This is a genomic window from Pseudomonas sp. NPDC089530 (assembly GCF_050280705.1).
Lineage (GTDB): Bacteria > Pseudomonadota > Gammaproteobacteria > Pseudomonadales > Pseudomonadaceae > Aquipseudomonas.
Genome location: NZ_JBNNVU010000048.1, coordinates 26,257 through 40,402, shown reverse-complemented (window position 1 = coordinate 40,402; position 14,146 = coordinate 26,257). Strand labels below are relative to the sequence as shown.

The following is a 14,146-nucleotide window of genomic DNA, read 5'->3' as shown; positions in this document are numbered from 1 at the left end:
CGCTTCAGGTTTACCTGCAAATTTGGCAAGACCGTTGAAACATTTGAATCAGTTGCGGAATAAGTTTGCTCACAATCTCGAAAAAGAGCTGGAAGACCTAGATGTTAATAAGTACTACACTCTTGTAGATGGTTTTGTTGTTGAGGTGGGAACACCGCATGGGTGTGAAGGACCTGTTAAAAATGCACAAGTGATGTCTGATGGAACACCAGTTAAAGCATCTGATAGTCTCCGAGTGGGGTTAATAGTGGCGACATTTTTTTTAATGACAAAAGCCGGAATATGGTTGGTGAATGATCTCAATCGGCGGGGACAATTAAGTCTTGGTGAGCAGCTAAAATAATTGCTTGTCCTCAGACCGCTATTAGCGGTCTGCTCTGCTTTTTTATAAGGCAGTGATCGTGGTTTTTCCGGCGTTCAATTAATTTTCTTAAACGGGCATAACGGGTTGCGATATTAGAAGTGTAGTGGATATGTTTTTTGTATAGGGGATCATTACTATCTCTTTTGATGGATAGCACTGTTTTAGTTTTTTTATCTTTTGGCTGCGGTCGCTTGAAAGAAATATTATATCGACCTTAAAGTTGGCGATATAGAAGTGGCTATCTGCATTTTTTAGGAAAGTGTATTCGTTAAGTCTTGAAACTTCTGTGATTCGAACGTTTTGATGCTGGATCGGCCTCTGATCTCCTTTCTGTTCTTTCACTCGTTGATCCGAGTCGACTCCGATTATCAGTATGTCGCATTGTTTTTGACATGAGCTAATAAAATTTTTATGCCCCATATGAAGCAGATCAAATACTCCACTTGTATATCCTATCTTGCATGTTTTTTCTAAGTGCTTGCTTTTGATGGCTTCGAGCGTCTCAATCATGATTAAGCGTGGAAGGCGTATTGGAGTTGAGTGATGAGCTCTACGAGGTCAGAGTCTCTATATGTTCCTATATATATATCAAATGGTGTAGAGAATGATTCGTAGGCGGATTTTATTGCGTTGATAGTAGAATTAATTGTTTCATCGGGACTCAGGTTTCCGCTACCTAAAGCAAAAACAGGAATAAAGATGGACTTGTGGTTTTCTTCTTTTGCAACGCTAAATGCAAATTTTATAATTCTTGTTAGTGCTGTGTCTTGTATAGTGGTTGTTTTGTCTTGGTTTTTTTGAATTGCTACTGCGGTAATTATTTTTTTTACGTTATTGTTAATCGCTTCAAAGGCTGGACATGGAATACAAGTGCCAAGCTCAAAATTTGACATCTTGCCATTTTGTGTTTTCCATTCACTAATGAAGTCGGCGAGGTTGTCTTTTTTAATTTCTTGTGTTTTGTGGAATGTGGCGGCAAGCCTTCTAACTCTTCCGGAAACTGATGTTCCAGTGATTGACCCAAGTTCTAGTCCAGTATCTTCTGATGTTATTATTATGTCTGCCTCACTAATTTCAGTGATGTCGCCGTTATAGCAGTGGATGTTGGAGGCTCCTAATTTCCAATGACCCACGATTTTCTTTGTTGAGTTGATTTTCTCTGGTTTTATTTTTCTTTGATCTATCTTCGCTAGAGCTAAAAAAAATAAAGAAAATACGAAAAAAATTGTAAAGGCTACAGCGTTTAAAGAAAGAAAGGTTGTGATGCAGGGAGTTGTTTTTTTTTGTTCAATTAGGCTTGAAATTATTTCGAATAAAGGGTTTATGGCTACGCAGCTAACTGATGCAAATAGCAAGCGAAATGAAAATTTCGTGTACAGGCTTTTTTTGATATGGCTTTTAAATAATGTATGTGCGTAGTATTCGATTTTTACTTTTGCTGCTGAGAGTGGGTTTTTCATTTGGAAAGTCTTAAATTTCTTGCTTATCATGGAACTACCTTGGATAAGGCGAGGTGTATAGTTGAATCCGGCTACGAAGTCAATACTAGTGACGAAGATTGGCTAGGTAGTGGTGTTTATTTTTTTGTTGATGGTTTTGCTTGCCCCAAATCAAATGCGAAAGAATGGGCATTATTTAAGTATCATGGATGTAACCCCTGTGTGGTTGCTAGCGAAGTTTTGGTTTCACCTGAAAAGGTACTTGATCTTAGGGATGCGAGCGGTCTCTATATTTATAATGAGGCAAGAGCGAGGATTCTAAGTGAGAATTATGAAAGTCTTCTAAAGCGAAGAGACTTGTCAAAAAAGAAAAGGCGAGATATACGGTTGGATGACGCTATTGTTACTAGGAAGGTTGTTTCTTTGCTGAATGTTTCTGTGCTTTTTCATAATTTATATATAAAAAATAAAATTCATAGGGGATTGGAGTTGGAGTCATCCTATCCTAATTCTACAGTCTGTTGTGTGGCGGATCCTAATTTGATTGTTCGAAGCTGGGTTGTGGAGAGATACTAGGGGATCATCCTGTTGTGCATAATGTTTTTATTTTGACTTGGCCTGAGTAGTTCTAATAGCAGTGGTGGTGATCTAGGTTTGGAGCTAGAGCTGTTGGATTTGCGATGGGAATTAAAGAGTATGATTTTTGGTTGGTTATGTTGGTCAAGACCAACCACATGCCGGTGCGCTTTCTGATCTACGTGGCGATCACCGCACTGACCCGTCTGCTGATCTCCAACGTGTCGCACCACAACCCGCCGGACATGGGCATCATCTACCTGTGTGGCGGCATCCTGCTGCTGGCGTTCGCCATCCTGGTGGTGCGCTACGCCTCGTCGCAGTTCCCCTCGGTGAAGATCGAGTACCCGCAGCGCAAGACCGGCGCGGGGTCCGGCGAGCACCCGGAAGTCGAGAAGGGCGAGCTTTAAATCGACACGGTCAGCGGCGGTCGCTGATCGGGCCGGTGTTTGCCGGCCGGCAGCGGCAACTTGAAGGTGTCGCTGTCGGTCATGGCTTCGAGGATGGCCACGGCGCTGTGGCCCTGTTCGATGGCGATGCCGAACTGAATGCTCTGCACCAGGCGCTTGAGGCGCTGCGGATCGCCGCGCTGCTCGGCGCTGATCATGCGTTTGGCCACCACCCGGCCAGCCTGGGACAGGGTCAGCATGATGCTGCCGTCCAGGCCCTGGATGCTCAGGTTGACCCGGTATTCCGGGGTGAAGGCATCGGTAATCAGTTGAAAGGGATTGTCCATGGTGCGTCACCGCCTGATTGGATCGTGCAGTCATTGACCGGCCGGGGTCGGGATTGGTTCGTTTGTCCTGACCACTGGCAGGCCGTTCGCCGAGGTCGGCCAACATCCCTATTCCTCGCCTCCTGCAAAGCAAGGGGCATGCCGGGAAAAACGCCGGCCCGTAAATCCGGGGGCGAAAAAAAACGGACCAGAAGGTCCGTTTTTTTTGCCTGCCCGTTTCAGGGCATGACCGAATAAATGATCGCTGACAGTGCGACCAGGCCGACCAGCACCACGAACACATTCGACAGCCGCCCCGAATACTGGCGCAGGGAAGGCACGCGCCGGATCGCATACATCGGCATCAGGAACAGCAGGCAGGCGATGACCGGCCCGCCCATGGTTTCGATCATGCCGAGGATGCTCGGGTTGAACGTGGCCACGGCCCAGCAGGTCAGGACCATGAACAGCGCGGTGCAACGCTCCAGAGCGCGGGGCGACATGGCCCGGCCACGGCCGCGCAGGCTCTTCACGATCAGACCCTGGAAGCCTTCGCTGGCGCCGATGTAGTGGCCGAGGAAGGATTTGGTAATGGCCACCAGCGCGATCAGCGGCGCCGCGTAGGCGATCACCGGGGTCTGGAAGTGGTTGGCCAGGTACGACAGGATCGAGATGTTCTGTGCCTTGGCCGCAGCCAGGTCAGCCGGCGACAGGGCCAGCACGCAGCTGAAGCAGAAGAACATCACGGTCAGCACCATCATGCCGTGGGCCACGGCGAGGATGCCGCTGCTCTTGCGTTCGGCCTGGGCGCCGTAGTGGCGTTTCTGGTCGACGGCGAAGGCGGAGATGATCGGCGAATGGTTGAACGAGAACACCATCACCGGGATCGCCAGCCACAGGGTCTTGAGGAACAGCGGCATGGACATGCCGTCGTTGGCCGAGGCGAAGAACGCGCCGTTCCAGTTCGGAATCAGGCTCACGGCCAGCAGCAACAGCGCGGCGACGAAGGGATAGACCAGCATGCTCATGGCCCGGACGATCACGCCCTGGCCGCAACGCACAATGGCCATCAGGCCGAGGATCAGCAGCAGCGACAGCACCGCGCGCGGCGGTGGCGTCATGTGCAACTGGTGTTCCATGAAGTTGCCCAGGGTGTTGGTCAGCGCCACGCTGTACACCAGCAGGATAGGGAAGATGGCGAAGAAGTAGAGCAGGGTGATCAGCTTGCCGGCGCCGACGCCGAAGTGCTCTTCCACCACCTCGGTGATGTCCCCGGAACGCCCGGACAGCACGAAGCGGGTCAGCCCGCGATGGGCGAAGAAGGTCATAGGGAAAGCCAGCAGCGCCAGCACGATCAGCGGCCAGAAGCCGCCGACCCCGGCGTTGATCGGCAGGAACAGGGTGCCGGCGCCGATCGCGGTGCCATACAGGCCGAGCATCCAGGTGGTGTCGTGCTTGCTCCAGCCCTGGCTGGTGCGCGCGGTGCTGCGGGTCGTCTCTAGCGCCGGGTTTTCGGCAGCGGGTGTACGTACATCGGTCATCGGTATTGCCTCGTTATTATTCTTGCTCGGGCTCACGTATTGCAGGCGGTCAGGGAATGCTCCTCAGCACTCCACCCAGCTTACGGCCAGGCCGCCCCGTGAAGTTTCTTTGTATTTGTCGTGCATGTCGGCGCCGGTATCGCGCATGGTGCGGATCACCCGGTCCAGTGAAATGAAGTGCTTGCCGTCGCCGCGCAGGGCCATCTGGGTGGCATTGATCGCCTTCACCGCGGCGATGGCGTTGCGCTCGATGCAGGGCACCTGCACCAGGCCGCCGACCGGGTCGCAGGTCAGGCCGAGGTTGTGTTCCAGGCCGATTTCGGCGGCGTTTTCCAGCTGTTCCGGGGTGGCGCCGAGGACCTCGGCCAGGCCGGCGGCGGCCATGGCGCAGGCGGAACCCACCTCGCCCTGGCAGCCGACTTCGGCGCCGGAGATCGAGGCGTTTTTCTTGCACAGGATGCCCACCGCGGCGGCGCCGAGGAAGAAGTCGATCACGTCGTCGTCCGACGCTTCGGGGTTGAACTTCATGTAGTAATGCAGCACCGCCGGAATGATCCCCGCCGCACCGTTGGTCGGGGCGGTGACCATGCGTCCGCCGGCGGCGTTCTCCTCGTTCACCGCCAGGGCGTACAGGTTGACCCACTCCATGGCCGACAGGGTCGAGCTGATGACGTTCGGCTTGCCGATTTCCAGCAGGTTGCGGTGCAGCTTGGCCGCGCGGCGCGGTACATCGAGGCCGCCGGGCAGGGTGCCTTCGTGGCGCAGGCCGTGCTCGACGCATTCGCGCATCACCGCCCAGATATGCAGCAGGCCGCTGCGGATCTCCGCGTCGCTACGCCAGGCCCGTTCGTTGGCCATCATCAGTTCGGAGACCCGCAACTGATGCCGCTGGCACAGGGCCAGGAGTTCCACCGCGCTGTTGAAGTCGTAGGGCAACTCGACGCTGTTGGCCGCCGGGGCACCGTCGCTGACTTCGGCTTCCTCGACGATAAAACCGCCGCCCACCGAGTAGTAGGTCTGCTGCCACAGCGGGCCGTCCGCGCCGAAGGCCGCCAGCGTCATGGCGTTGGGGTGGTAAGGCAGGCTTTCGTCGAGCAGCAGCAGGTCGCGCTGCCAGTCGAAGGCGATGGTCGAGCGACCGCCGAGGTTCAGCTCGCCGCTGTCGCGCAGCTGCTGGATGCGCGGGCCGATGCTGGTCGGGTCGATGCTGTCGGGCCATTCGCCCATCAGGCCCATGACGCAGGCGCGGTCGGTGGCATGGCCGACGCCGGTGGCGGACAGCGAGCCGTACAGACGGATCTCCACCCGCTGTACCTGCGCCTGCAAACCCTGTTCGAACAGGCCCTGGGCGAAGGTCGCGGCAGCGCGCATCGGGCCGACGGTGTGGGAGCTGGACGGACCGATGCCGACTTTGAAGAGATCGAAAACACTGATAGCCATGCTAAAGCCTTACAAGCAATGGAAGAGAAATCGCTGCCATTTTTTGTAGGCCGAGCGTTAGGTCGGCGATACTGCCTAGCTCGGTCAATGCTGACCAACGAATTTTCCTAAGACAGCCTTTAGCAGGACTAAACGATGAGCCGTCAGTTTCATGCCCAGACCTACGTCTGGCTGCATGTGTTTTCCTGTGCCGCGCGGCACTTGTCGTTCACCCGCTGCGCCGAAGAGCTGCACATCACCCCGGGGGCGGTCAGCCAGCAGATCCGCCTGCTGGAAGAGCGGCTCGGGTTTCGCCTGTTTCACCGCCGTGCCCGCGGAGTGGAACTGAGCGCCGAGGGGCAGCGGCTGGCGATCACGGTGAACGAGGCCTACGGCAGCATCGACGCCGAGTTGCGGCGGCTGGATGCCGGGATGATCAGCGGCACCTTGCGCCTGCGCTCGATCCCGTCGTTTCTCGGCAAGTGGCTGACCCCGCGCCTGCCCCGGTTGCAGCAGCGCTTTCCGGACATTCAACTGCGGCTGGTGGCCGAGGACAGCAGCGTGGCCTTGCACGAAGGCGATTTCGACCTGGCCATCGACCTCAACGACGGCAGTTATCCAGGGCTGTTATCCACAACCCTGCTGGACGAGCAGATTTTTCCGGTCTGTGCCCCGGGCCTGCTGCGCGGCCGCCCGCCCCTGCACGGCCCGGCGGACCTGGTGCACTTTCCGCTGTTGCACGACATCACCGCCTGGCGCGGCAGCTATGAGTACGCGGAGTGGGAGTTCTACCTCAATGCCATCGGTTTCGAGGGTGCGGATGTGCGGCGCGGGCACACCTTCAATCGCAACCACCTGACCATCGAGGCGGCGATTGCCGGCATGGGCGTGGCGATTGCCCGGCGCACCCTGCTCAACGATGAGCTGGAGCGCGGCACCCTGATCGTGCCGTTCGGTCTCGCGGTGCCCAATCACAAGCGTTATGTGCTGCTGTATGCGCCGGGCGCGCTGAGCCATCCGGGCGTGCGCGCGGTGCATGACTGGCTGGTGGAAGAGGCGGAGATCTTTCGCGGTTTGCACCCGTTGGGAGGGGGGCACGGCTAAGCAGAAAGGACAGGGGAGTGGGGCGACCCAACTCCCGACATTAACAGCGCTTTTGCACTTTGTCCGGCTTTATTTGCCAATAAATATTTATCTTTTTCCAGGGGTTGAATTGTTCTTCGCCGTGCCTAATTGTGTAACCAAGAGGTCACGAAATGCAGGTTCGAACGCATTGACCTGACTCTCTTACGAGCAAGCTGAAATAAGGGAAGAACTATGCAAATCCAAGTCCATAGCGATAACCATATTCAAAGCAGCCTTCGGATGGAGGAGTGGGTGCGCAGCACCGTTGAAAGCACGCTCGAACGCTACGAGGAGGACCTGACCCGGGTGGTGGTCCACCTGCGGGACGAGAACGGTGACAAGGCCGGTCCCCACGACATACGTTGCCAGCTGGAGGCACGGCCAAAAGGCCATCAACCAGTCTCCGTGACCCACAAGGCCGATACCCTGGAGCAGGCCATCGACGGCGCCAGCCTCAAACTGGAAAGTGCCCTGGAGCACATGTTCGGCAAGCTGCGCGGCAAGCGCGCAACGGTGGTGCCGATCCGCGATGGAGCCAAGGCGGACGCCTTGCTCGAAGAAGAATTCCTGGAGAACCAACAGGCCGCGCTCAATAGCTGACGGCGCAGTGATCTTTCAAGAACAGGCGCCTGCGGCTCTGACGAAAGACATCTAAATGCAGGCCCTCATGAGTTGGAGGGAAACAGCAAAAGGCCATCGCCGTGCGATGGCCTTTTTTGTTGATCGTCCTGGCGTTTTCGCGGCAGGTCGATGGCTGATCGGGCAAGAACGGGTAATCAGATCACCCCCTGGAAGTGCCGCACTTCAATAATCAATGTTTCTTCGGCTTTCTGATTCAGGATATTGCCGACCCGTACCTTGTTCTGCGTGTCCAGATTGGCGTCCCATTCATCCAGCAGGATGATTGGGGCTTTTTGCTCCAAGACATGAAGGAGCTTCTTGACCTGACTTTCTCCCGTGGAAAGCGGCGCTTCTGTTTCATGAAAACTGGCGTGACTGGGCAGCAGGATCGACTCGGTGAATTCTGACTTGATCAGTTTCAGCAAGGATGACTTTCCCGCGCCATTCTTGCCTGATATGAGAAATCTGCCTTTCAGGTGGGCGATTGTACGAATGTCATCGAACAATCGATCTATGGGGATGGTCTGCCCGTTGAGGGTATTGCAAATCGACAGGTCATCGCGAGCGACTTGTTGGTTGAGGTTCAGCGATTCCAGGGTGTTGGTGAAATCCAGCAGATTGCTGATTCTTTTACGAAAGTACAGATACTTGCTGTTGTACAGGCTCATCGAGTGAACGTTTCCGAATACCTGCAGAGAGCGCGGTAAAGTGGCAACGATCATTCCCCAAGGGACAGACTGACTCAGGGGCAGCCCTTGCAGATATATCAGGATCAAGACGACGGCAATGCATATTGGAAGGCACGCCGCCAGTTGCTCGAGCCTGACGTAGTACAGGGAGGATCTGAGGAAGTCCGCGATCAATGATCTGGACGATGCCTCGGAGGCGCCAATCATGGATGAGTTTGCATTCAGGTAGTAGTCCCAGAGCGAACTTGTACGTTTGACTACATTGAGCCTCTTTTGCTGTATCTCCGTGGCGGAGATGTTGATCCTGCTTTTCATTGCCTTGACCAGGAAGTATGAAAGCAGGATCGAAGTCGCCATGACGATGGCAATGTGGATTCCGAGCACCCAGTAAAATACATAGAGGGTGGTGATGATGTTGCTGTATACGGACGTCATGCCGAAATAGAGATTGACTGTGCCATCCAGCGTTGTCGGCACTTCGCTTCCCAGCCAACCCTGGACGTTTTTTCGGTTCGCTTCAGACGAAAGAGGCTGGTTGTGGCGAAGGTGTTCGTATACGGAGAATATATATTTCTCCCATAAGTCGATCTTCAGCTTTGCTGAAATGAACTCTACGGCGGAGCTGATCAGATACCCCAGCAGGGCAAATGAGAAAAAAAGGATGATCCGGGTCTTGAGCAGTTGGTAATCCTGCAGGGAAAGGGCTGCACCCGCCATGGCGATGTAATAGGTCGATATGGCCAGGGATACTTGTTGGGCGATGATCAGCACGATGCCCGATATGAAGTACCTGTTGGAGCTAAACATGCGTTGCTCCTTCAATAGCGACGGTGATGATGCCGATGATGATCGAGAGCAGCGCCAGTCGGAAAGCCCAGTCCCAGGCGACCTTTATACGGTATTGCTTGATGATCTTCTTCGAGGCGGCAACCTGGCGCATTTCGTACTCTGAAGATTGAGAAGTTCCGAAACGACGGACATAGGACCTAAGAAACTTCAGGCGGGTAGAAACGCTGTAATGCTCAGGTTCGAGGAACACTAAATCTCCCGCGGTGATTTCTCGTATTACCAGAGTCGGGGTCGGTGTTCGCAGAGGGAAAAAGTCGGGGCTGTGAAGACTTTTTGCATTGCTCTCCTTGTAGAGGGCACCGAGCATCAGAAAGGACTCTACACATTTTACTTTGTTGTCTACATGAATCCGCAGCAAAAGCTCCAGGTCGAAATCCTCGGGAAGCAGGATGATCAAGGCACGACCGAACTTGTTGTCTTTTCGCTTGCTCTGCATGAACTTGATGCATTGTTCTATGAAAGAAGCCCAGTCATGTTGTTCATGGAAGTCGGCAAAGCTGAAATACAGCGTTTGGTTTTTAAGGGCACCAGCGACAAATGGACAGACAGCGCCATTACGGTGGGGATGCCTGGCGGTCAGGAATTGAGTCACATAAGGCAGTGTCAGCTTATAGGCTCTTGCCGCGAATTCGGGAACGCTGACTTCGTTAAAGTCGGAAATGGAGTAGAAGTTTGAACTCATGCTGTCCATGCTCGCTTTCAACCGATTACCAGAACCTCTTTGCTGGCAAAGAGGTTCTCCACTGTCAAACTGCCATGTTTACCACTTCCAGCCTTCGCAGTTGCCGGCTGCGAAGGACTGACTGCAAATAGAGGTCTTGGATATGATTCTCATCAGGATGTTTTTCTTCCTGGGTTTGAAATCGATATCTGAACCTGTGTTGGAGAAAACAACGGAGTTCGGGGAAGTGAAGTCGTTTTGCATAGCAAGCTCCAATTGAGGGTGTCCGTGAGATCGATACTCCTGGAAAGGATGGGCATCACGTGACGGATGACTGCCTTCAACTCATCGACATGGCTATGTGCAACCTGCCTCGGGTTTTTATAGGTGTTATTTGTTTATAAGGTTATTGCCGAATGATAGGAGCGCGCTGGAGCAACGAGCTTGGCGCCGTTGTAGCTGTTTTTTGATCTTGCGAGCGGAACAGGTCGAGCTGTTCTATCCGCCCGGATGGCATTGCGAGCAGCTGACTTCTACAGGACCGCGGCCATTCCTGCAGGAGCCAGCTTGCCGGCGCTAGGGAGGGAAGGGGCTGGATCAGAACGCCACGGACGTCTGCACGTACAGGGTCCGCGGTTCGCCCACGTATTTGCCTTTGTTGTTGTCGTCGAACGAGCGGGTGAAGTACTGGTGGTTGAAGATGTTCTTCACCCCTACCGCCACGTTCAGGTCCGACAGTTGCGGGCCGAAGTCGTAGGCGGCGCGGCTGCTGAACAGCATGTAGCCGGGAATCCGCCCGGTGCTGCCGTCGGCGCTTTCGGCAGAGGTGTTGGCGTTGTCGGCGAACTGGCTGCTCTGGTAGCTGCTGTCGAAGTTCAGCTTCCACGGGCCCTCGGTATAACCGATGCCGAGGGTGCCTTTGTGCTTGGACGAGAACGGCACGCGGTTGCCCTTGTTCGGCCCGTCCTCACGGATGGTGGCGTCGACGTAGGCGTAGGTGGCGTACACATCGAAACCGGCCAGTGCCGGGCTCAGGCCGTCCAGCGCGTAGTTGACGCTGGTCTCGATCCCCTGGTGGCGGGTTTCACCGCGGGCGATCACCGAGTCGTTGGTCTGGTTGCTGTCGTACTGGTTGTCGAAATTGATCAGGAACGCGCCGATCTCCGCCCGCAGCGCGCCGTCGTCGTAGCGGGTGCCCAGTTCCCAGGTGCGCGCCTTCTCCGGTTTCACTTCGCCGCTGCTCACGCGGTTGGGCATCTGGCTGTACTGCACGCTGCCGAAGGAACCTTCGGTGTTGGCGTAGAGGTTCCAGCTGTCGGTCAGGTGGTACATCACGTTCAGCGCCGGCAGCGCGGTGTTGTAGTCGCCCTTGTACTTGACGTTGCTCAGGTTGTTGGTCTGCTGGGACTCGATCATCTCGTAGCGGATGCCCGGGGTGACGGTCCACTTGCCGATGTCGATGCGATCGTCGACGAAGAACGCATTGGCCTCGGTGCCGCCGCGGGTATCGCGGTCGTTGCGGCTGTCGGTGTTCGGCAATTGCTGGTTGGCGCTTTTCGGCGTGCGGTAGCGCAACTCGTGGCCGGCCTCGTTGATGTAGCGGTAGCCGATGCCCAGCTCGTGGCGGGTCGGCCCCAGGTCGAAGCCCTGGGCGAAGCGGGTTTCGATGCCGCGCACCCAGTATTCGCGCGGCGACAGCGAGAGGAAGCTGCCCTGGTCCAGGTAGCCGCTGCGCAGGGTCTTGGTGAAGAAGCTGTTGACGGTAAATTCGCGGCGATCTTCCTGGTAGCGATAACCGAAGTTGACCAGGGTGCGACGGCCCCAGAACTTGTCGTAGGGGCGGGTCGACTGATACGGATCGGCCTTGTAGTCGGCGACGTTCAGACCGCCGGGCATGTCCGCCTCGCCCTCGTAGTACTGGGCCATGGCGTTGAAACTGTTGGCGTCGTCGAGTTGGTAATGGCCCTTGAGGATCAGGTCGTCGATCTGGGTGTCACTGTGTTCGCGCCAGTCGCCGCCGCGGGTACCGGAGTACAGCAGGGCGCCGCCCAGGCCGTTGTCGGCGGTGCCGCCGGCCAGCAGGTTGCCGGTGCTCTTGAAGCCGTCGTGGCTGGACGACGGGCTGGTTTCGGTCTGGAAGCCGCCTTTGACCGTCGGTGCATCAGGGATGGCGCGAGTCACGAAATTGACAATACCGCCGACGTTCTGCGGGCCGTAACGTACCGCGCCGCCGCCGCGCACCACGTCCACGGCGTCCATGTTGCCCATGCTGATCGGGGCGAAGGACAGCTGCGGTTGGCCATAGGGTGCGAAGGGCACCGGGATGCCGTCCATCAGCACCGTGGAGCGCGAGGCCAGGCGCGGGTTGAGCCCGCGGATGCCGAAGTTCAGCGCCATGTCGTGGCTGCCGGTGCCGTTGTTTTCCGGGGCGTTGACCCCGGGGATGCGGTTGAGCACGTCGCGGGCCTGGGTCGCGCCCTGGCGTTCGAATTCTTCGCGGCGGATCACGTCACGGGCGCCGGGATGCTCGAGGACATTGGTCTGCGCCGCATCCCCCAGCCAGTCGCCGACCACGCTGGAGGTGCCCAGCTCCAGGGCCGCCGGGGCGTTCTCGGCGCTGGCCGGTTGCAGGCTGAAGGCATTGTCGCCTTCGGCCCGGGCTTGCAGGCCGGTGCCCTTGAGCAAGGCGTTCAAGCCTGCTTCGGTGGTGTAGCTGCCTTCCAGGCCCTGGCTCTGCACGCCGCTGGCGACCTGGGAGCCGAAGGAAATCAGCACCCCGGCTTCGCGGCCGAACTGGTTCAGCGCGTTTTCCAGCGAAGAGGCGGCGATGTGGTAGCTGCGCGCCGGGCCTTCGGCGGCCATGGCCAGGGGCGAGGCGGCCAGGCTCAGGCCGGCGCCCAGCAGCAACGGGCGCAGGGTGCGGGCAAGGGGCGTGAAGCGGGTGGGGTGCAGGGGCATGGACATCGATCCTGAGAAGGTTGAGTCAAGGTGGCTTTCCTTCTCTGTCACGCGAGTACGAGAAAACGGCTCACACAAAATGAAAAAAAATTCTCCACAAAACCGTAGGAGCGAAGCTTGCTCGCGATAAGGCCCGGCCAGTCGATGAAGATGCCGACTGACAGATCGCCATCGCGAGCAAGCTTCGCTCCTACAGGTGGTTTCGGGATCAGGCGCGGGCCTCGACCGTGACCCAGTAACGGGTAAAGCGCCTGACCTTTACCGGCAGGCTGATTTCCAGCAGGTCGAGGATCCGTTCGCTGTCGTCCAGCGGATAACTGCCGGAGATCAGCAGGTCGGCTACCCGCGGATCGCAGTTGAGCTGGCCGCGACGATAACGACCCAACTCGTCGAGGAAGTCCGCCAGGCGCATATGGGCGGCCACCAGCATGCCTTCGCTCCAGGCGCCGCTGCCGGCATCCAGCGGGCTCGGGGCGTCCCAGGCGCGGTCGGTGAAACTCACTTGTTGCCCCTGGCCCACTTGCAGCGGTGCCCCTGGATAAGCCGAGGGGTGCAGGCCGACGCTGCCGGCGAACACCGCCAGTTGCGTACGCTGACGGAACTGGCGCAGGTTCAGGCGGGCCTCTTGCGGGTGCAGCAGGCCCTGGGCGGTCTGTACCCGCAGCGGGCGGCTGTCGCGGGCGACGCTGAGCAGGATTTCCCCTTCGAGCAGGCGAATCAGGCGTTGCTGGCCGTCGAAGCTTACGTCCACCGCGCTGTCGGTATTGAGTTGCAACTGGCTGCCGTCGCTCAGTTGCAGCTTGCGCCGCTGGCCCAGCGGGCTGCGATAGTCGGCCAGCAGCGGGGGCAGGGGATTGTGTTCGCGCAAGCCCCAGGCCGCGGCGGAGCCGGCACCGAGGATCAGCAGCAGCTTCAGCGCCTGGCGCCGGCTGGAGGACTTTGGCGCGTTGAGCGCAGCGTGAGCGAGGGGCGAAGACAGGCCGCGCAGGCGCTGGTTGACTCGCTGGATATGCTCCCAGGCCCGTCGATGTTCGCTATGGGCATCGTGCCACTGCTGCCAGGCCCGTTGCTGGCGCGGGCTGAGTGGGCCGGCCTGCATTTCGAGCAGCCAGTGCACGGCCTGTTCGGCGACCTGGGGGCCGATGTCCGGCGGGCCGGGGAGAGCCGGATTCATAGGGATAGGCTCATA

At 57.1% G+C, this 14,146-nt stretch carries 13 protein-coding genes and 1 pseudogene; 5 read left to right on the top strand and 9 right to left on the bottom strand.

The features are described from left to right. Positions 1 to 343 (top strand): hypothetical protein (locus ACQKQA_RS18530; RefSeq protein WP_427560571.1); only part of this gene is annotated, 343 nt, incomplete at its 5' end. Positions 344 to 430: 87 nt separating this feature from the next. On the opposite strand, the gene ACQKQA_RS18525 is transcribed toward ACQKQA_RS18530, so the two are convergent. Beyond that, positions 431 to 874, bottom strand: coding sequence for an adenylyltransferase/cytidyltransferase family protein (locus ACQKQA_RS18525; RefSeq protein ID WP_427560568.1), 444 nt, complete (start codon positions 872 to 874; stop codon positions 431 to 433). Between the two features lie 2 nt (positions 875 to 876). Next, positions 877 to 1,854, bottom strand: coding sequence for a hypothetical protein (locus ACQKQA_RS18520; protein WP_427560566.1), 978 nt, complete (start codon positions 1,852 to 1,854; stop codon positions 877 to 879). Between the two features lie 9 nt (positions 1,855 to 1,863). Here ACQKQA_RS18520 and ACQKQA_RS18515 point away from each other — a divergent pair, with 9 nt between their 5' ends. Continuing rightward, positions 1,864 to 2,379, top strand: a complete 516-nt coding sequence (locus tag ACQKQA_RS18515; RefSeq protein ID WP_427560563.1) for a hypothetical protein — start codon at positions 1,864 to 1,866, stop codon at positions 2,377 to 2,379. A gap of 146 nt (positions 2,380 to 2,525) precedes the next feature. Continuing rightward, positions 2,526 to 2,789, top strand: a pseudogene (locus ACQKQA_RS18510) (phosphate-starvation-inducible protein PsiE); the annotation flags it as partial. Here the strand turns inward: ACQKQA_RS18510 and ACQKQA_RS18505 are convergent. The 3 genes from ACQKQA_RS18505 to ACQKQA_RS18495 all read right to left on the bottom strand — a co-directional run bounded on the left by ACQKQA_RS18505 (position 2,786) and on the right by ACQKQA_RS18495 (position 6,075). Further along, entirely contained in the window at positions 2,786 to 3,115 is a 330-nt protein-coding gene (locus ACQKQA_RS18505) for a DUF3509 domain-containing protein (RefSeq protein WP_427560560.1), read from the bottom strand. The pseudogene ACQKQA_RS18510 and the gene ACQKQA_RS18505 overlap by 4 nt on opposite strands. A gap of 218 nt (positions 3,116 to 3,333) precedes the next feature. After that, on the bottom strand, positions 3,334 to 4,635 hold the full coding sequence (locus ACQKQA_RS18500) for a serine/threonine transporter (protein WP_427560558.1): 1,302 nt from the start codon (positions 4,633 to 4,635) through the stop codon (positions 3,334 to 3,336). A 63-nt stretch (positions 4,636 to 4,698) separates the two neighbouring features. Next, a complete protein-coding gene (locus ACQKQA_RS18495; protein WP_427560555.1) occupies positions 4,699 to 6,075 on the bottom strand; it encodes an L-serine ammonia-lyase in 1,377 nt (458 codons plus the stop codon). A 135-nt stretch (positions 6,076 to 6,210) separates the two neighbouring features. Here ACQKQA_RS18495 and ACQKQA_RS18490 point away from each other — a divergent pair, with 135 nt between their 5' ends. Continuing rightward, on the top strand, positions 6,211 to 7,158 hold the full coding sequence (locus ACQKQA_RS18490) for a LysR substrate-binding domain-containing protein (protein ID WP_427560552.1): 948 nt from the start codon (positions 6,211 to 6,213) through the stop codon (positions 7,156 to 7,158). A 213-nt stretch (positions 7,159 to 7,371) separates the two neighbouring features. Continuing rightward, positions 7,372 to 7,779, top strand: coding sequence for an HPF/RaiA family ribosome-associated protein (locus tag ACQKQA_RS18485; RefSeq protein WP_427560550.1), 408 nt, complete (start codon positions 7,372 to 7,374; stop codon positions 7,777 to 7,779). 176 nt (positions 7,780 to 7,955) lie between these two features. On the opposite strand, the gene ACQKQA_RS18480 is transcribed toward ACQKQA_RS18485, so the two are convergent. From ACQKQA_RS18480 to ACQKQA_RS18465, 4 genes are all read right to left on the bottom strand, one after another. After that, a complete protein-coding gene (locus ACQKQA_RS18480; protein WP_427560547.1) occupies positions 7,956 to 9,296 on the bottom strand; it encodes an ABC transporter ATP-binding protein in 1,341 nt (446 codons plus the stop codon). Beyond that, positions 9,289 to 10,029 (bottom strand): DUF6875 domain-containing protein, encoded by a 741-nt coding sequence (locus ACQKQA_RS18475; protein ID WP_427560545.1) that lies wholly within the window; start codon positions 10,027 to 10,029, stop codon positions 9,289 to 9,291. Before ACQKQA_RS18475 ends, ACQKQA_RS18480 begins: the two co-directional genes overlap by 8 nt. A gap of 567 nt (positions 10,030 to 10,596) precedes the next feature. Beyond that, on the bottom strand, positions 10,597 to 12,957 hold the full coding sequence (fecA, locus tag ACQKQA_RS18470; protein ID WP_427560542.1) for a TonB-dependent Fe(3+) dicitrate receptor FecA: 2,361 nt from the start codon (positions 12,955 to 12,957) through the stop codon (positions 10,597 to 10,599). Positions 12,958 to 13,165: 208 nt separating this feature from the next. Further along, on the bottom strand, positions 13,166 to 14,131 hold the full coding sequence (locus tag ACQKQA_RS18465; protein WP_427560540.1) for a FecR domain-containing protein: 966 nt from the start codon (positions 14,129 to 14,131) through the stop codon (positions 13,166 to 13,168). Between the last annotated feature and the right edge of the window lie 15 nt (positions 14,132 to 14,146).